This is a genomic window from Acetobacter fabarum, assembly GCF_040702925.2.
Taxonomy (GTDB): domain Bacteria; phylum Pseudomonadota; class Alphaproteobacteria; order Acetobacterales; family Acetobacteraceae; genus Acetobacter; species Acetobacter fabarum_B.
On the sequence record NZ_JBFCXX020000002.1, the window covers coordinates 53,951 to 80,095 of the forward strand.

20 protein-coding genes and 1 riboswitch are annotated in these 26,145 nt (G+C 60.8%); of the genes, 10 read left to right on the plus strand and 10 right to left on the minus strand.

Translation table 11 applies throughout. The features are described 5' to 3' along the window. Window positions 1-23: 23 nt before the first annotated feature. Together AB2L51_RS02635 and AB2L51_RS02640 are read right to left on the minus strand one after the other, a co-directional pair. On the minus strand, window positions 24-800 hold the full coding sequence (locus AB2L51_RS02635) for a cytochrome c1 (RefSeq protein ID WP_395581404.1): 777 nt from the start codon (window positions 798-800) through the stop codon (window positions 24-26). Next, window positions 800-1,993: a cytochrome b gene (locus AB2L51_RS02640; protein ID WP_395581463.1), complete on the minus strand. Its 1,194-nt coding sequence runs from the start codon at window positions 1,991-1,993 to the stop codon at window positions 800-802. The genes AB2L51_RS02635 and AB2L51_RS02640 overlap by 1 nt, the downstream gene beginning before the upstream one ends. A gap of 351 nt (window positions 1,994-2,344) precedes the next feature. Continuing rightward, window positions 2,345-2,492, plus strand: a riboswitch (FMN riboswitch). Between the two features lie 121 nt (window positions 2,493-2,613). Between AB2L51_RS02640 and ribD the strand changes: the two genes are divergently transcribed. The 6 genes from ribD to AB2L51_RS02670 all read left to right on the plus strand — a co-directional run bounded on the left by ribD (window position 2,614) and on the right by AB2L51_RS02670 (window position 9,887). After that, complete coding sequence (ribD, locus tag AB2L51_RS02645; protein WP_395581403.1) at window positions 2,614-3,666, plus strand: bifunctional diaminohydroxyphosphoribosylaminopyrimidine deaminase/5-amino-6-(5-phosphoribosylamino)uracil reductase RibD; 1,053 nt, start codon at window positions 2,614-2,616, stop codon at window positions 3,664-3,666. Next, on the plus strand, window positions 3,648-4,250 hold the full coding sequence (locus tag AB2L51_RS02650) for a riboflavin synthase (protein WP_395581402.1): 603 nt from the start codon (window positions 3,648-3,650) through the stop codon (window positions 4,248-4,250). The genes ribD and AB2L51_RS02650 overlap by 19 nt, the downstream gene beginning before the upstream one ends. Next, the gene (gene ribB / locus AB2L51_RS02655; protein WP_395581401.1) at window positions 4,235-5,575 is read left to right on the plus strand and encodes a 3,4-dihydroxy-2-butanone-4-phosphate synthase; all 1,341 of its coding nucleotides are present in this window, start codon (window positions 4,235-4,237) and stop codon (window positions 5,573-5,575) included. The genes AB2L51_RS02650 and ribB overlap by 16 nt, the downstream gene beginning before the upstream one ends. 53 nt (window positions 5,576-5,628) lie before the next feature. Then, complete coding sequence (gene ribH / locus AB2L51_RS02660) at window positions 5,629-6,117, plus strand: 6,7-dimethyl-8-ribityllumazine synthase (protein WP_395581400.1); 489 nt, start codon at window positions 5,629-5,631, stop codon at window positions 6,115-6,117. 55 nt (window positions 6,118-6,172) lie between these two features. After that, window positions 6,173-7,183, plus strand: a complete 1,011-nt coding sequence (locus AB2L51_RS02665; protein WP_395581399.1) for a lysylphosphatidylglycerol synthase domain-containing protein — start codon at window positions 6,173-6,175, stop codon at window positions 7,181-7,183. A gap of 109 nt (window positions 7,184-7,292) precedes the next feature. Continuing rightward, the gene (locus AB2L51_RS02670) at window positions 7,293-9,887 is read left to right on the plus strand and encodes an MMPL family transporter (RefSeq protein WP_395581398.1); all 2,595 of its coding nucleotides are present in this window, start codon (window positions 7,293-7,295) and stop codon (window positions 9,885-9,887) included. 139 nt (window positions 9,888-10,026) lie between these two features. On the opposite strand, the gene AB2L51_RS02675 is transcribed toward AB2L51_RS02670, so the two are convergent. From AB2L51_RS02675 to AB2L51_RS02705, 7 genes are all read right to left on the minus strand, one after another. Next, on the minus strand, window positions 10,027-11,286 hold the full coding sequence (locus AB2L51_RS02675) for an NAD(P)/FAD-dependent oxidoreductase (protein WP_395581397.1): 1,260 nt from the start codon (window positions 11,284-11,286) through the stop codon (window positions 10,027-10,029). A gap of 108 nt (window positions 11,287-11,394) precedes the next feature. Continuing rightward, window positions 11,395-11,631: a DUF3297 family protein gene (locus tag AB2L51_RS02680; protein ID WP_166112634.1), complete on the minus strand. Its 237-nt coding sequence runs from the start codon at window positions 11,629-11,631 to the stop codon at window positions 11,395-11,397. A gap of 82 nt (window positions 11,632-11,713) precedes the next feature. Continuing rightward, the gene (locus AB2L51_RS02685; RefSeq protein WP_395581396.1) at window positions 11,714-15,049 is read right to left on the minus strand and encodes an efflux RND transporter permease subunit; all 3,336 of its coding nucleotides are present in this window, start codon (window positions 15,047-15,049) and stop codon (window positions 11,714-11,716) included. Between the two features lie 55 nt (window positions 15,050-15,104). Beyond that, the gene (locus tag AB2L51_RS02690) at window positions 15,105-15,875 is read right to left on the minus strand and encodes a DUF4097 family beta strand repeat-containing protein (RefSeq protein WP_395581395.1); all 771 of its coding nucleotides are present in this window, start codon (window positions 15,873-15,875) and stop codon (window positions 15,105-15,107) included. Window positions 15,876-15,920: 45 nt separating this feature from the next. Then, on the minus strand, window positions 15,921-16,883 hold the full coding sequence (locus AB2L51_RS02695) for an HlyD family secretion protein (protein ID WP_395581394.1): 963 nt from the start codon (window positions 16,881-16,883) through the stop codon (window positions 15,921-15,923). A gap of 15 nt (window positions 16,884-16,898) precedes the next feature. After that, window positions 16,899-17,099, minus strand: a complete 201-nt coding sequence (locus tag AB2L51_RS02700) for a DUF1656 domain-containing protein (protein ID WP_395581393.1) — start codon at window positions 17,097-17,099, stop codon at window positions 16,899-16,901. A gap of 1 nt (window position 17,100) precedes the next feature. Next, window positions 17,101-19,185 carry an FUSC family protein gene (locus AB2L51_RS02705; RefSeq protein ID WP_395581392.1) on the minus strand — a complete coding sequence of 695 codons (2,085 nt, stop codon included), beginning with the start codon at window positions 19,183-19,185 and terminating at the stop codon, window positions 17,101-17,103. 280 nt (window positions 19,186-19,465) lie between these two features. Here AB2L51_RS02705 and AB2L51_RS02710 point away from each other — a divergent pair, with 280 nt between their 5' ends. Continuing rightward, the gene (locus AB2L51_RS02710; protein ID WP_395581391.1) at window positions 19,466-20,614 is read left to right on the plus strand and encodes a metallophosphoesterase family protein; all 1,149 of its coding nucleotides are present in this window, start codon (window positions 19,466-19,468) and stop codon (window positions 20,612-20,614) included. Further along, window positions 20,611-23,289 (plus strand): AAA family ATPase, encoded by a 2,679-nt coding sequence (locus AB2L51_RS02715; RefSeq protein ID WP_395581390.1) that lies wholly within the window; start codon window positions 20,611-20,613, stop codon window positions 23,287-23,289. The genes AB2L51_RS02710 and AB2L51_RS02715 overlap by 4 nt, the downstream gene beginning before the upstream one ends. On the opposite strand, the gene AB2L51_RS02720 is transcribed toward AB2L51_RS02715, so the two are convergent. Next, complete coding sequence (locus tag AB2L51_RS02720; protein WP_395581389.1) at window positions 23,290-24,750, minus strand: carbohydrate porin; 1,461 nt, start codon at window positions 24,748-24,750, stop codon at window positions 23,290-23,292. A gap of 215 nt (window positions 24,751-24,965) precedes the next feature. Between AB2L51_RS02720 and moaB the strand changes: the two genes are divergently transcribed. Beyond that, window positions 24,966-25,520 (plus strand): molybdenum cofactor biosynthesis protein B, encoded by a 555-nt coding sequence (gene moaB, locus AB2L51_RS02725; protein WP_395581388.1) that lies wholly within the window; start codon window positions 24,966-24,968, stop codon window positions 25,518-25,520. Further along, window positions 25,513-26,091, plus strand: a complete 579-nt coding sequence (locus tag AB2L51_RS02730) for a DJ-1/PfpI family protein (protein WP_395581387.1) — start codon at window positions 25,513-25,515, stop codon at window positions 26,089-26,091. The genes moaB and AB2L51_RS02730 overlap by 8 nt, the downstream gene beginning before the upstream one ends. The last annotated feature ends 54 nt before the right edge of the window (window positions 26,092-26,145 follow it).

Genomic DNA, 26,145 nt, shown 5'->3' on the forward strand with positions numbered 1-26,145 from the left:
GGTTCTTGCGTGCTTTCTGTTCTTCACTGCGTTTTCAGGCGTTTCCAGATTTTGCGCTTCCATGCAATGGCCAGTGCAAGCAGCGCGGCCAGATAGATCATAACGGCCTTGCCAATGCTGTGGCGGTCATTGCGATGCGGGTCGGATGCCCAGACCAGAAAAGTGGTCATGTCGCGGGCCTGCTGTTCCACCGTGGCGGGGGTGCCATCGGGGTACTGGATCATACCGTTCATGAGCGGGGGGGGCATGCCAATCATGTGGCCTGCGACCCAGTCATTATAAAACTTGCCGGGCACCATGGGGGCATCGGCTGGTGGAGGCATGCGGTAGCCGGTCAGGAACGCGTACAGCCAGTCCGGCCCGCCCGGATGGGTCATGGCAAGGCGGGACTGATCGGGTGGGGCCACACCGCCCATCATGGCCGCGGCTGCCGCATCGCTGGGGAAGGGGGAGTTCAGGTGGTCGTCGGGCAAGCCAGGCCGCGTGGTGGGCTGGCCCATGGCGTCCGGTGCGCCGGGTTGTGGTTTGGTTTTTGCGGTTTCTTCAATCTGCTGGCGGGTCAGGCCGATGCCTGCCAGATCGTTATAGGTCAGGTTGCGCATGCCGTGGCATGTGGAGCAGACGCGCTGGAACACCAGAAAGCCACGTTGCAGGCTGGGCTGGTCATACTGGCCTAGTGGCCCTTCAAAGCTCCATACCTGATGGGGCGGTGCTTTGTCTGGTGCGTGAGCCAGCGCAACACCAGGCAGGCCGAGTGCGAGCAGCAGGCCAGCGGCGGGTCGGGAAAAAGAACCCTGCATCACTGATCTCCTTCCGCAGCGGCTATGGAGGTGGGGAGGGGGCGCGTTTTTTCCTTGCGTGAGGCAAGGGGGAGCAGCACCACAAAATAGCTGAAGTAATAGAGGCCCGCCAGACGCGCCACAATCAGCCACCCGCCCTGTGCGTGGTGCTTGCCAGCAACGGCCAGCAGAATAAATGCGGCCACCAGCCCGAACAGGCCAATACGGCAGAGCGGGCGGAAGCGCATGGAGCGCACGGGTGAGCGGTCCAGCCAGGGCAGGGCAAACAGGATCAGCAGCGATGCGGCGGAAGCCAGCAGACCACCAAATTTGGAAGGCACGGACTGGAGCAGGCCATAAAACGGCAGAAAATACCATTCCGGCTCAATATCGGCCGGTGTCTGCATGGGGTCGGCGGGAGTGTAGTTGTCCGCCTCGATCAGCAGGTTGGGCCAGAAGAACATAAGGGCTGCAAACACCATGGCGAATACGATCAGCCCCACCAGATCCTTGCTGATATAGTAGGGGTAGAACGGTACGGTGTCGCGCGGGGTACGCGGCTCAATGCCCAGCGGGTTGTTGGAACCGTTGACGTGCACAATGGTCACATGCAGCCCCACAACCCCAACGACCAGAAAAGCAAGCAGGAAGTGCAGCACAAAAAAGCGGTGGACGAAAACATCGCCCAGATGGTCGCTCCCGGTCATAATATGTTCAAGGCCGGGGCCAATGCCCGGGACGGCACCTACGGCCTTGGTAATCACGTCCGCGCCCCAGTAGGACATCTGGCCCCATGGCAGCATGTAACCGGCAAAGGCGGTGGCCATGACCATAACCAGCAGCACAAGCCCGCTCAGCCACAGCAGCTCCCGCGGGGCCTTGTAGGAGCCGTAATACAACCCACGGAAAAGATGCACATAGAGCGCGGCCAGAAACAGGTTGGCCCCGGTCATATGCATGGCCCGGAGCAGCCACCCGCCGGCAAGCTGGCGGTCTATCGCCTCAACCGACAAAAACGCCCCCGCACTGGTTGGGGTGTAGTTCATGGCCAGAAAAATGCCGGTCGCCAGCATAAGCAGCAGAACAACGGTCAGGATGGCCCCAAAATTCCACAACCCGTTCAGGTTACGGGGCAGGCGGAAGTCAATATATTCGGCCCGGAAGGCAGAAATAACGGGCAGGCGCGCTTCAACCCACCCGGCAAGACCGGTCATGGCTGCGGGCGGGAGCGTGGTCCGGGGTGCCGGGTCTGGCTGGGTCATGGCTGGTCCATGCGGTTTGGGAGAACTCCAACATATGATGCATATGCACCCGCAAAGCAGGAACGACAGGCGCGCGCGGGAACACCCTGTCCGCTCCTCGGGGTGCAAAAAGCTGCCCGACTGATCCGTGCCTCAAGTCAAGGCAGCCTGTCCTCTCTCATAACAGTGTCGGAATGTTAGGCAAGGGGGAATGGCTTTTTGGGCGGCTCCGGAGCGACCATAAGCAGATGTGAAAAGTTTTATCCTTGCAACACGCGGGGGTTGGGGCCATCATATTAACAGAGCACCCGTTTTGTGCGGGTGTGACGTTCTCAGGGCAGGGTGTAATTCCCTACCGGCGGTAAAGGGGTGGTGCGCTACCCCAAGCCCGCGAGCGCCTGCTTCGGCAGGGTCAGCAGATCCGGTGTAACTCCGGAGCCGACGGTCATAGTCCGGATGAGAGAGAACGGGAAAGAGAGACTCGTTTTTTGTCCGCTAAGCCGGAGTGCGGCTTGCGTGCATAAAGCGTGAAACCCTTTTTGATGCCCTGAGTCCGTCTGTCATGAACAGGTATGGACTAAAAGAGACGCAGGGTGAACAGCATTTCTCAACCTTTTCCCCACACAATGCCGGAGCATGTTGGTGCGGCCTTTGATATGGCTGTGTCCGAAGCATGGCGTTTTGCCGGGCAGACCGCGCCAAACCCCGCCGTGGGGTGTGTGCTGCTGGATGCGCGGGGGGAAGTGCTGGTGATTGCTGCCCACCACAAGGCAGGCGCATTGCATGCCGAGCGTCTGGCTGTGGAGCAGGCGCGGGCACTTGGCGTGGTGGAGCGGATTCATACCGCTGTGGTTACGCTGGAGCCATGCAATCACACTGGCCGCACCCCGCCATGCACAGAGGCGCTTTTATCCACACCCGTACAGACGGTGTGGATTGGCTGCGCGGACCCCAACCCCCATGTGCCCGGTGGCGGCGCTGCGTATCTGCAGGCCAGAGGGCTGGATGTGCAGTGGCTGGCCCACGCTCCCAACGGTGGTGCCTGTCTGGCGCGCTGCAAGGCTCTGCTGGCCCCGTTTGCGTGGCGCATGGTGCATGGACGGCCATGGATTACGGTCAAACAGGCGGTTAATGCACAGGGCAATATGGTGCCCCCGGTTGGCAGCACAACGTTTACAACCAGACAATCGCTCGAGTTTGCCCACGCCCTGCGGCGCGTAACCGATGGTATTGTCACAGGTACAGGCACAATACAGGCCGACCTGCCCGCTTTTACCGTGCGGCATGTGCCAGACCATGCCAGCAGGCGGCGGGTGCTGGTGGTGTGTGGTGCGCCCAATAAGGTGCCCGCACACTGGCAGGAGCAGGCACAGGCGCGCTTTGATGTTCTGTTCTGCCCCGACTGCGCCGAGCTGCCCGCAGTGCTGGCCAGCACGCCCGCCTTGTGGGTCATGGTCGAGGCTGGCCCCACCCTGTTGCGCGCCATCAGCACGCAGGGATTGTGGGATGACTGGCTGCATATCAGGCAGGACGCACAGGGGTGCGACCACTTTTCTGTTTCAACCCGACACGACATCTCCCCCCTTTCCCTTTTTCCGCAATGGGCGCGATGCACGCAGGAGCAGGCATGTTTTCCGGTATTATAGAATCTCTAGGTCAGGTCCTTGCCGTCGAGCAGGGTGCGCGCTCCCTTATGCTGGAAGTGCAGACCGGTCTGACTGACGTGGCCGAGGGCGAGAGCATTGCCGTCAACGGTGTCTGCCTGACAGCCGTGGCTCCGGCGCAGACCATGCCCGTGCGCTTTTTTGTCAGCAGTGAAACGCTGGACCGCACCATGCTGGGCACACTTGTGGCCGGGTCCCGGGTTAATCTGGAACGTGCGGTAACGCCTTCCACCCGCCTGTCCGGCCATATTGTGCAGGGGCATGTGGATGGGCTGGGCAGGTTTGTGGGGGCTACACCTTCGGGCGATGCCCGGCGCGTGGAGTTTGATATTCCCGCAGAGCTGCGCCGCTACATGGTGGAGAAGGGCTCGGTCGCGCTGGATGGGATCAGCCTGACCCTGAACGAAGTGGGGCCGGTACAGGATGGCCTGTTCCGCATCGCCCTCATGATCATTCCGCACACATGGGACCACACCACGCTGGGTACGCTCAGGGTGGGGGATGCCGTGAATGTGGAAGTGGATATCATTGCAAAATATGTGGAGGCACAATGTCAGGCAAAATGACACAGGGGCAGACCGCACCGCTCCAGCCTTCCGAGCGTCTGCTGCGTGCGCTGGATGCCGTGCGGGCGGGCCGCATGGTTGTGATGGTGGATGATGAAGACCGCGAAAACGAGGGCGACCTTGTCATGGCGGCGCAGTTCATGACCCCGCAGGCCATGAACTTCATGATCACCCATGCCCGTGGGCTGGTCTGCCTGCCCCTGACCGCCGAGCGTGTAGAGCAGCTTGAACTGCCCATGATGGTGCGGCAGAGCGAGAATACCGCGCAGTATGGCACGGCGTTTACCGTGTCGATCGAGGCGCGTGAAGGGGTCAGCACCGGCATTTCCGCTGCCGATCGTGCCCAGACCGTGCTCGTCGCCACGGCAGATGAGGCCACACCGGCGGATATTGCCTCCCCGGGGCATATTTTCCCCCTGCGGGCCGAACCCGGTGGTGTGCTGGCGCGCATTGGCCATACCGAAGGCTCGATTGACCTGCTGCGCCTTGCCGGGCTCAAACCCGCCGCCGTGATCTGCGAAATCCTGAACGAGGACGGCACAATGGCCCGCCGCCCTCAGCTGGACGTGTTTGCCCGGCAGCATGATATGCCCATTATTTCCATTGCCGAACTGGTGGCATGGATTGGCGCGCATGGTCTGGCGCCGCTGGAGCCACAGCCCGCGCAGGTCGCAGCCCCCGTGGTGGAAGAGAGCGTCCCCGATCTGGCCAGAGCCACCCTGCCCAGCGTGTATGGCGGAAATGAGCTGGTTATCCACGCCTTCCGGGACGAAAAAGGCGTGGAACATGTCGCACTGGTCAAAGGGGATGTCCGCACCAACGGCCCGGTGCCGCTGGTGCGCCTGCATTCCGAATGTGTCACCGGTGATGCGCTCGGCTCCCTGCGGTGTGATTGCGGGTCCCAGCTTCAGGCGGCATTGCAGGCCATCGGGCAGGCAGAGTGCGGCGTGCTCGTTTACGTGCGTGGGCATGAAGGGCGCGGTATTGGCCTTGTGAACAAGATACGCGCCTACGAATTGCAAGATGCCGGGCTGGATACGGTCGAAGCCAACCACAGGCTCGGCTTTGCAACCGATGCACGCGACTGGCATGCGGCGGCGGGCATACTGCGCAGCCTTGGTGTGGGGCAGCTCGACCTGCTGACCAACAACCCCGAGAAAGTCCGGGCACTGGAAAGCCGGGGCTTTGTGGTGCGTAAAAGACTGGGGCTGGAAATTCCGGCCAACATGTTCAACCATGCCTACCTACATGCCAAACGCAAGCGCATGGGCCACCACCTGAGCTGCGATGCACCGTCCCCCGCAATGCACAAGATTCCTGCCTGAGCAGTCTGTATTCAAGATTCAAGACGCAGTGATTCAAAAGGATAAGACAACCTATGGGTACCCGTTCTCCCGTTACTCTGCCGGACCTCAAGGCCCTTTCCCCCGCTCCCCGACTGGCGCTGGTTGTCAGCCGGTTTAATGAGACGGTGACAGGCGGCCTGCGGGATGGCGCCATTGCATGGCTGGGCGAGCACGGCATTGCCGTGGCTGAAGGCGATGTGTTTGCAGCCCCCGGTGCGTTTGAAATGCCGCTGCTGGCGCAGGCTCTGGCCCGGACCGGGCGGTATGAAGGGGTGATCTGCCTTGGCTGCGTGGTCAAGGGTGATACCGCGCATTTTGAATTTATCAGCCTTGGGGCCACTCTGGGCATCGTGCAGGCCAGCCTTGCAACCGAAGTGCCGGTGGCGTTTGGTATTCTCACAACCTACACAGAAGAACAGGCAACTGTGCGTTCTGGAGATGATGTGCATAATAAAGGGCGTGAAGCCGCCGCCGCCTGTGTGGAATCTCTTGCCCTCCTGCGCCAGATCAGGGAGGGATAAAAGGAGCGGCATGCCGGAGGAAGCGCCAGATCGGGCATGAAAATGAGGAGACTGCATGAAGCGCATCACTCTTGTGGCCGGTATTCTGGGGCTGGGGCTGACGTTATGGATGCTCTCGCGCTTTGGCGCGCAGGCCATTTTTGCGCTTGTCATGACTGGCGGCTGGGGAATCCTTGCCGCCATTGTTTTTCATGCCGTTCAGGTGTCGCTCTCCGCTCAGGCATGGCGCATAATTGCGCGTCGTGACCTGCTGCCCCATCTGCCCCTGCGTGATTTTTTCATGCTCCGCTGTGTGCGTGAGGGGGTGAACAACCTGCTCCCCGTGGCTCAGGTGGGTGGGGAGGTGGTGGCCAGCCGTCTGCTATCCCGGCGGGGGCTGGGTTTGCGCCGCGCGGCAGCGGCGACAATCTGTGACCTTACGATTGAACTGCTCAGTCAGGTTCTGTTTACGGTGTCGGGGCTGCTTTTGCTGCTTGTTCTGGTCCAGCGTTCGGCTGTGACCGACAGGCTGCTTGAAAGTGCCCTTGTTCTCGCCGTTATTGGCATAGCCGTATTTGCCAGCCAGTGGCTTGGCGCCGTTGCTCTGGTGGAAACACTGCTTGAGCGGATTGCCGCTCATCTGGGCTGGGGCGGGGTTGAGGGTATTCGCGGGATTCATCAGGAAGTGCTGGGTTTGTACAAAACCCGCAATAATGCGGTGAGCAGCCTGATCCTCCAGTTTGCCGCATGGGCACTGGGGGCGGTGGAAGTCTGCCTGATCCTGCATTTTATGGGTCATGACTGCTCTTTGGCGACCGGCTTTGTTATTGAAGGTGTGGGGGAGGCCGCCAAATCCGCAGGGTTTGCCGTGCCCGGAGCACTGGGTGTGTCGGAAGGGGGCTATATGGTGGTCGGCGGGCTGTTTGGTATTGCCCCGCCCGTTGCCATTGCACTCTCGCTGATCAAACGCCTGCGTGAAATTGCCTGGGGCGTGCCTGCACTGGTGCTGTGGCAGTGGCTGGAACACGTATGGTCTGACCGCCGGAATGGCCCGGAAAAATCCCAATTTCCGCATTCGGGGCGGTAAAAGAAGGGTGGCTTGCGCAGATAGTCACTTGCATCGTGCGAAACGGTTGGGCAAACCAAGGCGGTTTTGTGCCTGACGCCATGACTTTTCTAGGATCCTGTCGTTTATCATGCTCTTTGCACCCATAGGTCGTTTTATCACCCTTTGTGCGCGCCATGCGTGGCTGGTTGTGGCACTCTTCTGCGTGCTGTCAGGCGCTGGCGTTTATGCGGGCATGACCCGGCTTGGCGTGACCACGGATACGAGCAAAATGCTCTCCCCCCGTTTGCAGTGGAAGCAGCGCTCGGATGAAATGGCCCGCCTGTTCCCACAAAAGGAGAACCTGCTGGTCGCGGTGGTGGAAGCCGACCTGCCAGAAGAAGGGCAGGAAACCGCACGCAAACTGGCTGAAAAGCTGGCAGCGGACCACAAACACTTTGCCTTTGCCAACCGGCCGGATGCCAACCCGTACCTTGAGCGCAACGGGCTGATGTTTCTGGAGCCCAAACCTCTGGCGGGTATCCTGAACGACACGATTGCCGCGCAGCCGTTCCTGTCCGCCCTTGCGCAGGACCCTTCCGCCCGTGGGCTTTTTGGCGCGCTCTCCCTGATTGCAGAAGGGGTCAAGACCGGGCAGGCCAATCTGGCAGGTTTTCAGGCCCCGCTGACCGGTTTTGCCAATACGCTGGAAAAAGCGGCGGATGGTCAGGCATCCCCTCTTTCATGGCAGCGCCTGCTTGGGGGGCAGTTATCTGACCTTGCCGGGCGCTACCAGTTTGTCATGACCCAGCCCATTCTGGACTATGGCTCCTTCCAGCCCGGGGGTGAGGCCACGGACGCCATGCGCGCTGTGATCAAGGACCTTGAATTCGTGCGCAGCGGCCACGCCAAGGTCCACCTGACCGGGCAGGTCCAGCTTGATGATGAAGAGTTCGCAACCGTGGCCGAAGGCATGGTGGCCGGGCTTGTGGGGTCTTTGCTGCTGGTGACGCTGTGGCTTATGCTTGCCGTGCGCTCCTGGCGTGTGGTGTTGCCTATTGTGGTCACGCTGGTTGTGGGGCTGCTGCTGACCACGGGCTTTGCCGCTGTGGCGGTTGGCACGCTTAACCTGATCTCGGTCGCATTCGCCATTCTGTTCGTGGGGATTGCGGTGGATTTTGCCATCCAGTTTTCTGTCCGTTTCCGCGCACAGATACCAGCGGCCACGGGTAAGGAGGGCATGTACGAAGCCCTGCGCATGACGGGGGAGGAAACGGGACACCAGATTCTGGTTGCCTCTCTTGCCACGTCCGCAGGTTTTCTGGCGTTCACGCCCACGGCTTTTCTGGGTGTGGCCCAACTGGGGCTTATTGCAGGGATTGGCATGCTGGTGGCCTTTGTCTGCACGACCACCTTGCTGCCTGCGCTGCTGTGCATCTGCCATCCGCCGCTCAACTGCCCCAGCATGGGGTATGTGTGGATGAAGCCGGTGGATGTCAAAATCCGTCAGCATCGCAAATGGCTGCTGGCCTTTTTTGGCATGGTGGCCGTTATCGGGCTGGCGCTGGTACCGGCCTTGCAGTTTGATGGCGACCCGCTGCACACCAAAAACCCCAATTCCGAAGGGATGCGTGCCCTCAGCCTGCTGATCGACAACCCGCAGACATCCCCCTACAGTGCGGAACTGCTGGTGACGTCTCTGGCCGATGCGGAAAAACAGGCCGATCGTCTGGGCGAACTGCCCGATGTGCATGATGTCATGTGGCTTGGTTCGTATGTGCCGACGCAGCAGCCTGAAAAACTTGCCCTTATTCAGGATGCCGCCTCCCTGCTGCTGCCAACGCTGATCGTGCCTGACCCCAAACCCGCGCCAGATGCCGCTGCCCTGCGTGCAGCGGCGGCCAGCACCGCCAAAGCCTTGGCCGAAGTGCAGGACAAGCTGCCCGCCAACGACCCGCTGCGCAGGATTCAGGCTGCTCTGGCCCGTCTGGCCACGGCTCCCGATGCGACACTTGAGGCCGCCAACACCGCTCTGGTACGGTTTCTGCCGCCAGAGCTGGACCAGTTGCGGAGCATGCTGCAGGCCGGGCCTGTTACCATGCGTGACGTGCCTCCAAGCATTGCCAACGACTATCTGCTCCCCGATGGCCGCGCCCTTGTGGAAGTCCACCCCAAAGGGGTGATGAGCAGCTCAGGTGCTCTGCGCAAGTTTGTCGGGTCCTTGCAGAAGGTTGAGCCCGACATGGCCGGTACGGCGGTGGATATTGTGGAAAGTGCGCGCTCCATTGTGCGTGCGTTCGAACAGGCCGCCGGGGCTGCCGTGGTCATGATCGCCATTATCCTCATGATCGCCCTGCGCCGGATCAAGGATATGGCGCTAGTGCTGGCCCCGCTGCTGCTGTCCGCGCTGATGACGGTTATTCTGGTCGTGCTGCTGCCAGAAACACTCAACTTCGCCAACATTATTGCGCTGCCGCTGCTGCTTGGTGTGGGCGTATCCTTCAACATCTATTTTGTCATGAACTGGCGCGATGGGGTTCAGTTCCCGCTGGCATCCCCTACGGCGCGGGCTGTGCTGTTTTCTGCCCTGACCACGGGCACGGCCTTTGGCTCGCTTGCCCTTTCGCACCACCCCGGCACAGCCAGCATGGGGCGTTTGCTACTGCTCTCTCTGGCCTGCACGCTTCTGGGGACTTTGGTGTTTGTGCCAGCCCTGCTCCCCAAACGCGCTATTGATGAGGATTGAGCCAGAGGCACTTCGGCCACATATGGCAGTTGTCCCTGAGCATAAAAAAACCTCCCCGGTTACGGGGAGGTTTTTTTATGGGCTTATTCACACCCCCTGCCGCACGGGTTGAACCCGGTACGGCAGGGGGTGATGCGTATCAGTCCCTGGACCATTCCGGGTGGTGCGGCATTTCAATGTCGCGGCCCTTGAGCATCATGTCCCAGTAAACATGGGGGAATACAGTGGTTTTGAGGAACCATGCAAACCGGCTGGGCTTACGCTGGTCGTAGGGGAAGCTCGGAGCAGGCTTGCCACCGTACAGGAATTCAGCCAGCACGATCTTACCGTAAGCCACGGTCAGCGGGCATGCGCCGTATCCGTCATATTGCGCGCTCAGTGGGCGACCATCCAGAGACGCCAGAACATTGCTGACGACCACAGGGGCTTGCGCGCGTGCGGCGGCCATGGTTTTGGCGTTGGAGGTGTTCGTGACATCCCCAATACCAAAGATGAAAGGATATTGGGCGTGCTGGAGCGTTGTCGCGTTGACATCCAGCCAGCCAGCGGCATCGGCCAGCGGGCTTTTTTTAACGAAGTCAGGAGCACTCTGGGGCGGGGTTACGTGGAGCATGTCAAACTCCCGCACAATTTTGGTGACTTTGCCATCGGGGTCTGTGACTGCAAAAGTTGCCTTGCGTTCGGGGCCGTTCACGGCAATCAGATTCTGTTTGTAATGGAGGTTGATGCCGTAATAATCCACGGCCTGCTGCAGGGCTGGGCGGAAATAGGGCACGCCAAACAGGACATCGCCCGCAAGGCAGAAATCTACATTGGTACGGTTCAGTGTCCCCAGCTTGCGCCAGTGATCGGCGGCAAGATAGGCAATTTTTTGCGGAGCCCCCGCGCATTTGATCGGCATGGGCGGCTGGGTAAACAGGGCTGTACCCCCGGCCATGGACTGGATGCAGGTCCAGGTATATTCCACCGTATCTTTGGAATAGTTGGAGCACACGCCATTACGGCCCAGTGTTTCGCTCAGGCCTTCAATCTTGTCCCAGTCAAGCTGCAGGCCCGGGCAGACAACCATGCGGCCATAGGCGACGGTGCGTCCGTCCGTCAGGGTCAGGGTGTTGCTCTCGGGTTCAAAGGTGCTCACGGCAGCCCGCAGCCAGGTGCAGCCTTTGGGAATAAGACCCCCTTCCTGTTCCAGTGTGTCACGCAGCTTCATGGCCCCGGCGCCAACCAGTGTCCAGCCGGGTTGGTAGGCGTGGGTTGTGGCGGGGTCAATAATGGCGACATCCAGTGTAGGACGTTCGCGTAGCAGGCGGGCTGCAACCGCAATGCCAGCGGACCCACCGCCAACAATAACAAGAGTGTGCCGGATATCGGCTTCCGTGCGCGGGGCTGTCTGGGTCATGGCATGGTGTTCCTTCTGGTCTGCCCTGAAATGGTGTGTGACACTATTCCAAACACTGACAATTAAATAAAGTATTTAATTGTCAGTGTGCCATGTGCTGAAGGCAGGTCAGTCCTTAAGCCAGACTTCAACCGGGCCATTCAGCTTCATGGTCAGGGGGTTTCCATGGCGGTCCACTGTTTTGCCAACAGCGATCCGCACCCAGCCTTCGCTGACGCAGTATTCTTCAACATTGGTTTTTTCCACGCCTTTGAACCGCACGCCAACGCCGCGTTCAAGCAGGGCTTCGTTATAGAACGCGCTGTTGGGGTTGACGGAAAGGCGGTCAGGCATTGCATCGGACATAACGGGAATTTCCTTGGTAAAACGATTGTGCGAACGGTGTTTTAAAAGCTTTTGAGCAGAAAGGCCATGCAAGTCCGCCGTGTTATGGCGCAGTCTTGGGGCGTGTGCCTGCCCGCCCTGCCAGTTTGAACCGGAGCCACGCAGCAGCTTTGCGTGCAAAGGCTGCCAGCCGGTGCATGAGCAGATACACAACAGGCGTGGAATACAGGGTGAGCAACTGGCTGGTGGCCAGACCACCCAGAATGGCGACCCCGAGGGGCAGGCGCAATTCCGCCCCATAGCCGTGCCCTGCAACCATGGGGATGGCGGCAAAGGCGGCGGCCATGGTGGTCATGAGAATGGGGCGGAAGCGGGTCAGGCAGGCCGTTCTGATGGCCTCATGCGGCGGGAGGTTCCGGGTCCGCTCGGCATGCAGGGCAAAGTCGATCATCAAGATGGCGTTCTTTTTCACAATGCCGACCAGCATGATGACCGCGATCATGCTGATCAGCGAGAACGGCTGCCCGCATAGCCAGAGCATGAGTACGGCCCCAAAGGCGGCCGAGGGCAGGGTGGAAAGAATGGTCAGCGGCTGAATGTAGCTTTCGTACAGAATACCCAGCGTGATGTACATGGTGGCGATGGCTGCGACAAACACCAGAGCTTCGTTCACCAGATCCTTGTGCAGATCTCCTGCCTCGCCCGAAAAATCACCTTTCAGGCTTTCGGGGGCATGCAGATTACGCATGGTCTGGCGAATTTCGGCCTCGGCCTCGCTCAGCGAGTGACCGGCTGCAAGGTCGAAGGAGAGCGCACCAGAGACAAAACCGTTTTCGTGGCTGACCTGTAGTGGAGTGGGGGCGCTGGCTATGCGGGCAACCGTGGGCAGGGGCACCATAGTCTCGGATACCGCGGAAACGGCGGAACCACTGGAAGCCCCGGCCCCCCCCCCTGCCAGCCGGTTGGCGATGGCGTTGCGGAAGGACTGCTCGGAAAGGCTGTCGCTGCGTGCGGCAGGGGCGTCGGCTGGTTTGCGGACCCGTATGGTGTTGGAGGCCACAGCCCCCGACGCCGTGCCACCTGCGGCGGATACCCACAGGGTTTTCAGCATTTCCGGGTTGTCACGGAACTGCTTTTGCACCTCCATGATCACGTAATAAGTGGTGAGCGGGGTGGAAATGCTGGATGCCGTGCGCTGGCCATATGCATCGTAAAGGGCATTGCCAATAAGCTGGGGGGTAATCTGGTAGCGGGCGGCATTGTCCCGGTTGATCCGCACATGCAGCGCCATGCCATGCCCAACCGTATGGCTGCTGACCCCGCTTAAGACCGCACTGTTGCGCAGGGCTTCGGTTATGCGGGGCACCCACTGGTCAATATCGGCTTCGTTTTCGCTGCGGAAGACAAAACTGTAAGCACCTTCATGCACACGCTGGCCTCCGCCGTTAATATCGCCCGCGTTGGAAATGCTGGCCGTAAGCCCCGGTATGGCGCGCACGCTCTGCTGTATGGTGTTGGCAATGGCTTCTGGCGTTTGCGTACGCTGGTTTTTGGGCTTGAGCTGGGCATAGACCTCCGCTTCGTTCGCGGCATCTTCGCCCGTAAAGCCGAGCACGCCTTCCACCCCCGGAGCGGCCTGCATGGCATCAAGCACCTTACGGGTCTTGGTGGACATGGCAGAAAAGGAGGACGTCTGGTCCACGCTCAGATACCCTTGTAAAAAGGCTATATCTTCTGCGGGCAGAACGGTTTTGGGGATGATGAAGATCAGCCCGATGGTGGCCATAAAGCTGAGCGGGAGCGAAAGCAGCGTCAGCCACGGGTGACGCAGGGCAACGTCCAGCGTGGAGCGATAGAGCCGTATCATCCATGCCATGGCGAGGTCCGTGGCATCGGCCAGCAGGTGGGCTCCCCGCACGAACGGGTTGGAGGATGCCTGCACGGGAGTCTGCGGGCCGGGATGCACGTCCAGAAACCGTGCGCACATCATGGGCGTGAGCGAGACCGCCAGAAAGAACGAGACCGAGACGGCGATGGTCAGGGTCATGGCGAATTCAAAAAAAATCTTGCCCGCAATGCCTCCCATCAGCAGCAGGGGCAGAAAAACCGCAATCAGGGAAATGGTGATGGACAGAATGGTAAAACCGATTTCCTGCGCACCGAGCAGGGTAGCCTGCATGCGCTCCATGCCTTCTTCCATGTGGCGGGCAATATTTTCCACCACCACAATGGCGTCATCCACCACAAAGCCGGTGGCGATGGTCAGCGCCATGAGGGAGAGCGTGTCGAGCGAGAAGCCCAGCAGGTGCATGAAGGCCAGAGACCCCGCGAGCGAGACCGGCACTGTCACGGCGGGAATAAAGGTGGAGCGCCAGCTCCGCAGAAACGCCAGCACCACCAGCACCACCAACAGGACGGAACCGAGCAGGGTTTCCTGCGTGTCCTCCAGAGCGCCACGGATGGAAATGGAACGGTCCGAGACCAGCGTAAAGGCAACATCCGCAGGCAGGGCATTGCGCAGGAGGGCCGCGCGCGTGCGAATGGCGTCGGTGACTTCAATAACATTGGTGCCCGGCTGTGCGCGGATAATGGCCAGCACGGCGGGCTGCCTGTTGTACCACCCGGCCGTGCGCTCATTCTGCGGGCCGGAGCGCACGGTCGCCACGCTGCTCAGCCGCACGGGCCGGTTATTGCGGTAACCGATTACCAGATCACGGTACTGTTCGGGGGTGTGGGCCTGATCATTGGTCTGGAGCGTCAGCCGCTGGCCTCCGGTTTCTATGAACCCCTTGGGCGTATTGGCGTTGGCCGAGGCCAGAGCTGAGCGTACATCCTCAAACCCGATCCCGTACTGGTAGAGAAGCTGGGGGTTGATCTCCACACGGATGGCGGGCTTGTCCGAACCCACCACATCCACCCAGCCAACCCCCTTGACCCCGGCCAGCATGGGTTTGAGGTGTGTTTCCCCCAGATCCCGCAGGGCGGTGGCATTGCGTGTGGCCGATGTAAGGGCCGCAATCATGATCGGGCTATCCGATGGATTGGCCTTGTAATACTGGGGCTGGTCGAGCAGCGTGTGGGGCATGTCCGCCCTTGCCGCACGCAGGGCGGCCTCCACGTCCCGCGCGGCACCATTGATGTCTCGGTTATTGTCAAAGAACAGCAGGATGAACGCGCTGGAATCCGTTGTGTCCGAGCGCATGCTGCTGACGCCTGCAATCTGGCCAAGCCTGCGTTCCAGCGGGGTAGTGACTGCACTGGCGAGTTGCTGGGGTGAACTGCCGGGCTGCGTGGCGATAACGTAAATGACCGGCACGGAAATATTGGGCAGGTCCGCCACCGGCATGGCGCGGTAGGCAAAAAGACCCGCCACCATAAAGGCAACCGCCATAAGGGTTGTGCCAACGGGGCGCATGATGAACAGCCGACTGAAAGACACCGGCAGGGCTCCTCTGGCTTTGCGGGGTAGTCAGGTGTGTGTCTACCCGGCCGTGCTAGTTCTGCTGCGTGGGGGAGGCATCGGGTAAGTTGATGTCAATCCGCCCTTTGCCATCGCGCTCCGTTGCCACGATGCCGGTGGCTTTGTGGACACTGATGTTGCCACTCCCCAGCACATGCAGGGCCGCAACATCCGTTGTGCCGCCAAAACTGGCATTCCCCTTGCCAGCGTTGGTGATGTCCAGCGCCTTGAGTGTTCCCGCAGGCGCACTCAGGCTGGCTGTGCCAGCAAGATAGACGGCCAGAGCCGGAGCCTTGATCTGGCGGATGGTAATGGGGGCGGAGGTGGTGGAGCGCAGGCGCGCCGGGCCTGCCAGTGTGTCAATGCGGATAGGCCCCGAGGAGTCCGATGCCAGATCAATCGGTCCGGTCAGGCCCAGCTCAATACCCCCCGAACCGGACTGGATGGACATGGAGCCTTTACGGTCATCAATGACAATACGGGTCGCCTGCGGGCTGTCTATGGCCAGCGGCATGGCCGATGGTGTGTGCAGTGCAAGGTTCTGCCCGCTGGTGCAGCCCGTCTGTGTCAGCGTTATGGTGCCATCCGCTGCGGTGGCGCTTTGCAGGCCAGTGGGCCATGCCCCCGGAATGTCCACTCCGTCAGACAGGGTGCTGTCGGTTACAACATGCAGGCTGCTCAGGCAGGGAGCACTGACCTGTACGCGTTGGCCGGGTAGGGGCCGCGCCTGTGCGCCCGCGCTCAGGCACAGGGCGAGGGCGCAGAACACGGCGGTACGGCGGGGCAGGGCAGGGGAATGGTGCATGCCTGCGTTTGTGCCAGCATGGGGGGCGGGCGTCCATACTCTATCCTAATGCCGGGCGCCGTTCCCGCCTGTGCCGCCCATCAGGGCGTCATGCAGCCTGTCCAGTGCTTCGGCCAGCGAATCATGGGCGCGTTTGCCCTTGCTGCCAACAATGGTGACTGTGGTGGTCATGCCCGCGGCAAGCTGGGTGCCGGGGGGAATGCTGTCGATCTGTACCCGAACGGGAATACGCTGCGCCAGCCGCACCCATGTATAGACCGGGTCCACCGATGGCAGGCCCTGTGTGGAAGGCGTTGCATTGGGGGTGGCAATCCCGCGTGTAATGCTGGTGATATGCCCCCACATGGGCTGGCGGTAGCCCATAAGGTCCAGCCGGGCGCGGTCACCGATATGGATGGAGCGGATTTTGGTTTCCTCAAAATATCCGTCCACCCAGTAGGAGGAGGCATCAATGACCTGAACGTTCGCCTTGGCCGCGGTGGCATAGTCCCCCACACGCATGATCAGGTTGTTGACGTAACCGGTTACGGTGCTGCGCACATGGGTTCGGTCAAGGTTGATATTGGCCTGCGAAAGAGCCGCCATGGCCGAGGCATACTGCGCTCTGGCAACTTCCGCCGTAGCCTGAAACACCTGTTTTTCCTCGCGGGAGGCAGCTGCGTCGGTCAGGTTGTTGCGCCGGTTTTCCTGCGCGGTCCTGAGCACCATGTCCGCCTGCCGCTCATTAACCAGAGCGGTGGCGGAGGCCACAGCCACCTTGAAGTCAAAGGGATCAATATCGTACAGAACGTCGCCTGCATGGACAAACTGGTTGTCGCGCACCCTGATGTCTATGATCTGCCCGGAAACACGCGGCGCAATATCGGCCACCTGTACGCGTACCTGCCCGTTACGGGTCCATGGGGCGGCGGTATAGTAATCCCACAGGACAAAGCAGACCACGGCCGCAATGGCCAGAATAATGCCGGTCGTCACAAATTGCAGGAGGCGGCGCGCGCGTTCAAACACGGTGGAAAAGCTCTTTCACAGAAGGATGGTGTAAAGGCCGACAAGGCAGATCAGAATGCCAAATTCGGCCAAGGGCAGGTTCCACACCACACGGCGGGCGCGCACCTTCGCCAAAAGCGGGTTGAGCGCCAGCAGGGTGGCAATGGCCAGCCCCGCATGCACCACAAAGGACGACACCAGCAGGCCGCCAATATCCAGAACAGGTTGAAGCTGCATGTTAGCGGGCCTTCCACTGCTGGTCCGGCACGGGCAGCAGGTCATACAGGTGCAGGGCGGAGCGGTTGTGCTCAAGCAGCCGGATTGCGCCCACCATGGCGGATACGGCGGCAAGGGCCGTGGCCATCTGTCCGTGGGGCAGGCCTATGGCGTGGTCGAGCAGAATGCGGGCCTTGTGCCGCATACGCACCAGAGCGGCATCCACGTTGTAGATAATGGTGGAGCGGTAGGCGGATTCCGCATCCAGCCGGATAGCGGGAATGGTGGCGGCGCGTTGCAGGTGGCGGCGTGCGCGGGCCAGTTCAAGGTTCAGGGTATCCAGGCTGGCAAGGCGGGCAAAAACACGCTGGCGTGCCTTGTTGGCGGGCAGGTAACGGTTCCATTCCAGAATACGGCACAGCCGGTCGTAGTGGCGGCTGATCAGTGCGGAACCTGCCTGCTCACCATGTCCTTCAAACTGGAGCAGCAGGTCGTGCCCGATGGTAATGCCTACCCTGAACCGCCTGCGGGATGCGGAGGGGGGCAGCAGCAGCACGAGTGAAATAAAGATCAGGATCGCGGCGAACAGATACAGCACATTGCGGTCAATAAAGCTGGATGGCTCGTAATTCTGCTGGTCAGCGACCCCCAGAATAACAAAAAAGAACACCCCGGCGTTAAAGCCGACCGTGGCGGTTCGAGGGTGCATGAGCAGCAGGCAGCCGCCAAAAATAACGGGAATGATGGCCATGGCCAGAAAAGGCATGTCCGCCCCGTGGGGAAGTACGCCAAAGTTCAGCACCGCGGCCACAATAATGGCCAGTGGCGTGCCCAGCAGTGCCCCCATGCCAAAGCCGCGCACATTGTAGGTTGTGGCGGCAAGGGTCAGGATAATGGCCACCTGCGACAGCGCTGAATACGTGGCCGGAATATCGGAAATAATGCATAGCCCGGCCGCTACGGAAAAGCCGATAAGCGTGCGCAGGCCGTTGAGCAGTGCGGCAATGACGTCGTCATGCTGTTCAATCTTGAGTTCGGGGGCCTGTGTGCGCGCCCGCTGGCCATGTTCAAACGCATCTATGCCATCCACCGCCCAGCGCGTGTCGGACAGCAGGGCCATGGAGCGTTCGATCAGCCAGGCTTCATCCAGCGTCGGGCCAAGGCTGAGTTCGTTTTTATGCGCCTCGCGCGCAAGGTCTTCCAGATCACGCACGGCCTGCGCGGGGGAGTCAACTGGCGTGCCATCACCAAAGGAATCGCGGATGTGCCTGAGCACTGTGGCCGAAACCTCTCCCGTGCGTAGCACAAGGGCAATGGCCTGACTGCACGAGAGCATTTCCAGCAGGGCCACCATGGCCGAGCGCGCGCCCGCAAGCCGCAGTCTTGCATCGGGCAGTTCGGTCTTGGCGAAGGAGATCTGCGATGTCAGGGCAATAATTTCCCCTGCGAGACCCGCGCAGGTCATGCTGTCGGGAATGCTGTGGCCAGCCAGTGCATCCTTGGCAATGCGGCGCACCATGTCCGATGTGCGGCGCAGGTTGGCGGTCAGTTTTTCAAACGCGGTGGGGGAGCCAAAAATGTCATTGATCGCGGCGGTGGAGGCAATGCCCACCACAATGCAGGATACGCGGTTGAGCGTGACGTCAAAAATCGCTGCCGGGTTATCAATGCAGCTGATCCCGACAATGGCAACCGTATAGCCCGAGAGCATGGCCGCATAAGCCCGAAAGTCGCGCTCCAGCGTGCCCATAATGGTGCATAATGTTAGCCATAGCGCCACGCCCCCCAGGAAAACCCCGCGTTCCTGATTAAAGCAGGCGGTCAGGAAAAGGGCGACAAACGCACCAATAATGGTGCCTGCCAGGCGGTACAGTGCTTTGGAGAGAACCTGCCCACGCAAGGGCTGGGCCAGAATCATGACCGTAACCGCCGCCGTACCGGGGGAGGAGAGCTGGAGCCAGAACGCCGCGCTCAGTGCCAGTACGGCAGACAGCCACGTACGCAGGCAGAACAGGAACCAGCCCGGAGAAAACACGGAGGGCGGGAGCTGGAGGAACCAGCCCTTCCATCCCGGTCTGTGTAGGAAAGCTGTTTTCTCAGCGGTCATCTGGGTCTGCTTTTGTTGTGGCCACTGAGGTGGGACTGCTCCCGAATCCGTCTTGTCGGGTGCATATTAAAATAAAATATAATGTTTAAGGGAAGTTCTGCCCATAGTCTGGCATTGCGCTCAACGCGCAGCAGACCTGAAGAGTAAGCCTGCAAACTATAATGGGCCTAATCAATTGCGGATCAGGCGCATAGCGCAGTGTCCTGCTGCGGCTCTGTGCTGGCCGTCATGCCATATTCGATCTTGCCGGGTGACTGGTGGTGCGGGCACAACAGTGTGTATGAAAATTGTTCATACCTCTGACTGGCAGATAGGCCGGACCTTCAGCTTTGTGGATGATGATGCCTTGGGCGCGCTGCAGGCCGAGCGGCTGAATGTGATCGAGCGCATAGGCATGCTCGCACGGGCGCAAGGGGCTGCCCATGTGCTGGTCGCAGGTGATGTGTATGAGCACGAAACCCCCTCGGGGCATACATTGCGCCAGCCCATGGAGCGCATGCGTCAGTTTGCGGATATAAGCTGGCACCTTATTCCCGGTAACCACGATGCCCATACCCCTCAGGGCGTATGGACCCGCCTGCAACGTGAGAACGCAGTGCCAGCCAATGTTAAGCTCCACCTTGCCTCCGCACCGGTTGAACTGGATGGCGCGCATAATGCCTGGCTGCTGCCTGCCGTCTTGCAGCGGCGGCACACCCTGTCGGACCTGACGGCGTACATGGATGATGCCCCTACCCCTGAAGGGGTTTTGCGCATAGGCGTTGCCCACGGCTCGGTCGTGGGGTTCGGGAATGAGGAAGAAGCCCAGAACAACCCCATAGCCATTGACCGGGCCACCCGGGCGGGGCTCGCCTATCTGGCACTGGGGGACTGGCACGGTTTTAACAGGATCAATGACCGCACGGTGTACGCGGGCACGCCGGAGGTGGACCGGTTTGGCACCGGGGGTAATGGTGGGGGAGAATGCGTTGTGGTGGCGTTTGATGGCCCCACAGCTCCGCCACGGTTGAGCACGCACAGAACAGGCCGCTTTACATGGAGCAAGTTTGAAAACGTGGTGCTGACCAGCAGCGCGGACATTCATGCGCTGGAAAGCCGCGTGCGCGCCATAGCCCCCGAGCAGCCTCATACCATTCTGGCATGGCTGGAGGTTGGCGGCATGCTGGGGGTGGACGATCTGGCGCTTTATGAGAGTCTGATCGACCACCGCCTGCGTAGTGCGCTGGCCTGCCTGCGGCTGAGTGGTGCCCCCGGCCTTGCCGCCGGGGCGGATGATCTGGATATGCTTGGTACATCCGGGCCAGTGCGTGCGGCTGCCGCTGCCCTGCTGGAACAGGTGAATGCCGGTGGGGCTGAAGCCAGTGTTGCGCAGGAGGCGCTGCAAAGGCTCTTCCTGCTCTGGGGTGAAGTGCGGAGGGCAACGCCATGATCCTGACAGATATCCAGATTGAAGCCGTGCGCCGTTTTGCCTCCCCCGTTCGGGTGGAAGGGCTGGGCGCTGGGCTGAATATTCTGGCCGCCCCCAATGAGGCCGGTAAATCCACCGTGCTCAAGGCGCTGCGCACCGCGCTGACCCTGCGGCACACTTCCAAAGCCCAGCCGTTCAAGGACCTGCTGCCTTATGGTGGGGGTTCACCCCATATTGGCGTGGCCTTTACATGGAAAGGCCAGTCTTGCTGGCTGGAAAAAAAATTTGGCAGCAGCTATCTCGCCCGGCTGGATCTGGGCGCTGAACGGTTTGATGGGGAGGAGGCGGAGGAACGCCTGCAAGCCCTGTTCGAGCTGGAAAAGGTCAGCAAGTTCGAAGCCGCGGGGCTGTGGAACGCCCTGCTGGTGGAGCAGGGTGAAAGCTTTGCCCAGCCTGCGCTGCAAGGGGGCGGGCGGGCCAGCCTTCAGGCCTGTCTGCAACAGAACATACAGGGCGTAACCGGCACGGCCGAGGCCAGCGCCATGCTGGCTCTGGTAAGCAAACGGCTGGCCCAGTACCAGACCGCAACAGGCAAAACCAGCCAGCGTATGCGGCAGGTGCAGGAGGAGGGCGAGCAGGCCCGTGCTCAGGTCGCCACCCTTCTGGCCCGCAAGGAGGCTTTGCAGGAGGATATCAGCGCGCTGGAGCAGATCCGGCGCACGCTGGCCCAATGCAACAACCCCGAACGGCGCAGGCAGGACGAGGCAAAACTCGTGGCCCTGCGGCAGACACGTGAGCAGTTGCGCGGGCTTGTGGCGCAGGAGCAGGCAGCGCAGGCGCAACTGAGTGCAGCCGAGCAGAACGTGCAGTATATTCAGGCCGAGCAGGAACGCCGCCAGACCCGCCGGGCAGATATTGCCCGGCTGGAGCAGGTTCTGGCCGATGCCCAAAGTGGGCACACCCAGCTCAGCCTTGCTGCGGGGGAGGCAGACCAGAAACTGGCTCAAGCACAGGCCAGCCTTAAAGCCGCCTTAGGTCGGCACCAGCAGGCGCACACTATGGTGTCGCGCGTCATGCACAAGGCTGCGCTGGCGCATAACCAGCAGGCCATAGCGCAGGAGCGTGCTGCGTTTGAGCGGGCGAATACCGCCTGTGCAAGGCTGGAAAAAGCACAGGCGGCCCTGCGCATCATGCCTGTGGATGCGGCTTTCATGCGCCGTCTGGCCAAGGCCGTGCAGGCGGTGCATCAGGCACAGGCCAGCATGCAGGCGCAGGCCACACGGTTTGAAGCAACCCTGCTCCCCGATGCAGCCGGTACGGTATGGCTGAATGGCAACCCCTGCCCGGTTGGTCCCCAGTCCCTCACCGATGTGAGCGAACTGGTGGTGGATGGTGTGGGCCGCTTTACCATAACCCCCTCAACCCAGCAGAGTGACGCGCTGCATGCAGCCCTTGCCACGGCCCAGAGCGCGCTGGATAGTCTGTTGCAAGAGGTCGGATGCCACGGCGTGGAGCAGGCTGAAAGCCAGCACGAGGCCCGCAGGCAGGCCGAGCGGGACGTGGAGCAGGCCAGTGCCGAGTGTATGGCGCTTTTATGTGTGCCCCAGCCCAGCGATATTGCCGCTGCTCTGGACGCATTGCGGCAGAAGCTGAACGAGCGGGAGGCCCTTTTTGCCAGGGAGCAGACCGCTCAGGCGGATTGCCCCGAAGATGAAGGCGCTCCGCCGGATGTGGAGCAGGCCCGTGCGCAGGAGCAGGATGCGCTTATGGCGGTGGAAGCCGCCCGCCAGCAGGAGCAGGAAGTGCTTACCCTGCACCGCACGGCCCATACCCGGCTGGAGCAGGCTCTTGCCCAGTTTGCACAGCAGCAGCAGGCGCTCCAGCGCGACCGGCGTGAACTGGATGTGTGGGTTGAGCGCGAACCCGACCCGGCTCTGCTGACCCGCGCCATCCGCAGCGAGCAGGACAGGCAGCGCGCACAGGCCGAACTGGCCCGGATTGCCCACATACGCCAGCAGGAGGAACCGCTAAGCGTGGTGGAGCAGGGTATTCTCCGCCGCGAACAGGCTATGGAGCACCTGCGCGAGCAGATTACGCGCCTGTCCATGGACCAGATGGAGCGCGAAACACGGATCCGTCAGGCGGAAGGGGATGGGCTGGATGAGCAGCTTGCCAGTGCGGAACGCCACGCAGCACAGACGCAGGGGGAGCTGGAGGCATGGGAGCGCGAGCGCGCAGCCCTTGCGTTGCTGGAGGCCACGCTGCTTCAGGCCGAAACCACACAGACCGAGCGGTATCTGGCCCCGCTGGTGCAGGCCATGCAGCCCGCTTTTTCCGCCCTGTTCCGTGGCGCGACACTGGAGGTGGATACGCAGTTCGCCCTGACCGGCCTGACCCGCCAGCGCGCAGAGGAGGTAAAGGACCTGTCGGATGGCACACGCGAACAGATTGCCGTGCTGGTCAGGCTCGGATTTGCGGAACTGCTGCACAAACGCGGGGCCCCCGCCATTCTGGTGCTGGATGACGCGCTGAGTTTTTCAGACTCCCAGCGGCTGGAAACCCTGTTTGATGTGTTGTCCGATGCCGCAACGCGTGTGCAGGTCATACTGCTGACCTGCCACGCGGAGCAGTTTACCCCCCTGCAGGGCAGGATGCTGAGCCTGCGCCCGATGGAGCGGTTTGTCGTTCCGAACTGATTACAGAACCGCGTTGAACTGAAGCCCCATAACGGCCGCATCGTGGAACACGGTGCTGCCACCGGGGCGGTTGATGTACTGGAAGTCCGGCTGTAACGAAATGCCGGGCGCTACATGGGCGTTATAGAACACTTCGTAAATATTTTCGTGCGACTGAATGCCCCATACCTTGCCCCACTGGTTGGAGGGGAAGGGAACACCGGCCATGCTTGCGGCTTCCTGCTGCAAGGTGGAGGCGCGGCTCATCAGCTCCCACTGGTACATGATCCCCACGCTATCCATCGGGCGGCCCCATCTGGCCCCGGTTTCCACCATGCCAGCCCAGATATGGTGGGACATGGCGGTGGTGTGCCCGTCGGACCACATCCAGCCCGCCAGAGCAATCAGGCCGTTGGTCGGACCATCGCCATTGCGGATAAGCATCTGGTCGGCCATGACCCATGCGCTGGCACGGCCTGCGCGGTAGCGTTTGGGCATTCCGGTTTCAATCCACGCATTGCCATGGATGTCATCCACCAGGTCGGGGTAGCTGGAATTGTCATAGCCAAAACCGGCCTTGTAGTGCCCGTTCAGGTGGTCTTTGCCAAATTTGGGCAGCCAGCCCACTTCCACGGGGGAGGAGAACTTGCCCAGACCATCCTGCGCCCATGCCCAGCCGGAAATGCCGCCGTTAAACGCATGGGGGGAAACAGCAAACAGCGCACCCATGATGTAGGTATTGCTTGTGGGCATCACGCGCACCACAAAACCAAGATTGCCCGAAGGCCAGTCACGCGAGCCTTCAGTGTATTTTGTGGGGGCGGGGTTACCGCACATGGCCACGTTCATGTACATGCAGAACAGGGGGGAAGCGGCAAAAAAGCTGCCCGGCGGGATCCAGCCAGCACTGACATCCACACGGTTTTGGAAAAACGAGTGCTCGGCATACAGGTAGACAAGGTGGGCCACCACGTTACCACGTGCGCCATAAATCTGCTGCACGCCACCAATGGAGTCCCCGATATAATCGTTGCTCAGGCTCCGCCCATGGCCGTTGACGACCATCATATGGGTCCACAGATTCCTGAACAGGTCCGTATTGGTCAGCTTGCCCCAGTCCACATCCAGTTCAACACCGACCTGACCCGCATTGGTCACGCCCTGCCTGCGTCCCCCCCGGAAGTTGCCTGCCAGTTCCTCATGCACATCGGCCAGAATATGGATGCCGTGGCTGAGCAGCCAGGGTTGCGCACCACCCCAGTTGCCAAAAAAATGGTCCTTGCCATAAGGAGCAGAAAACAGGGGGCCGGGGTCTTCAACCAGATTGGCCTCGTTATCAACTTCCAGACTGGGTAAAAGACCAATAGAACTGTTGCCACCGGGCAGAAGCTGCGCCCGGGCGGGAAGGGCCGAAGCCACAAAGAGTAAAAGGAAGGCAAAAAGCCAGAAGGTGCGAAAAGGAAAAAAAATACGTTTGGTCATGATCCCAATTTTTTTTGTCTTTGGATTGACCTTGCGCGTGAGCAACAGGATCAATCATGGTTTATCGGGGTGTAACAACTCCAGTTCCTAAATGTTTTTTAGGGCCGATGCAGGCAAAAGGTTGCCTTTGAGGGCTTATTTTCTGCCTCAGACGGCTATTATTCATTCCCCTGATGCGTTTTTGCATCATAGTTGCGGAGATATAACAGTCAGCCATGTCCAAGATAGATACGAACCGACCGTTCTTGCCTGTGCGTATAGCTGTTATGACTGTTTCGGATTCGCGCACAGTGGAGACGGACACCTCCGGCGCAGCCCTTGTGGCCCGGATCGAGACCGCAGGGCACACAGTAGCAGCACGCACCATTGTTTCGGATGATGCGGACCTGATTGCAGCGCAGTTGAGCGCATGGATTGCGGACCCGCTGGTGGATGTGGTCATCACCAACGGCGGCACCGGTGTTACCGGGCGCGACGTAACGCCAGAGGCGTTCGAGCGCGTTTTGGAAAAGCGGATTGAAGGGTTTGGCGAACTGTTCCGCATGCTGTCCTACCAGAAAATCGGCACATCCACCATTCAGTCACGCGCCGTGGCAGGTGTTGCAGGTGGTACCTACCTGTTTGCGCTCCCCGGCTCCACGGGTGCGGTCAAGGATGGATGGGACGATATTCTGGTGTTCCAGCTCGATAGCCGCCACCGTCCGTGTAACTTTGTGGAACTGATGCCCCGCCTGCGCGAAGGGCTGAAGGAAACCTCGCACCATGACTGATGATGTAAAACTGCTGATGCTGGCGGGTGACTACGTGGAGGACTATGAGATCATGGTCCCGTATCAGGCCCTTTCCATGCTGGGATATACGGTGGATGTGGTCTGCCCGGGCAAAAAGGCGGGGGACAAGGTTCTGACCGCCATCCATGATTTTGAAGGGGCGCAGACTTATAGCGAAAAACCCGGCCACGCCTTTACGCTGACCGCGGATTTTGATGCGATCGACACGGATGATTATCTGGGCCTTATCGTTCCCGGTGGCAGAGCGCCTGAGTATCTGCGGCTTAACCCAAGGGTGCTTGAGATTGTGCGCGCCTTCGCGGACCGGCCTCTGGCGGCGATCTGCCACGGCGCGCAGTTGCTGGCAGCGGCTGGGGTTATCAGGGGGCGCAAGGTTTCAGCCTACCCGGCATGCAGGCCGGAAGTGGAACTGGCGGGCGGCATTTATGCCGATATTGCCGTGACAGACGCCGTAACGGATGGTGAGCTGGTCAGCGCTCCCGCATGGCCTGCCCACCCGGCATGGCTTGCCCAGTTCCTGAAGGTGCTTGGCGCAAATATCAGCATTTAAGCCACGCGGCGCATGACCTGACCCTGTCATGGGGGTGCGCTGGTCTGGCCCGCG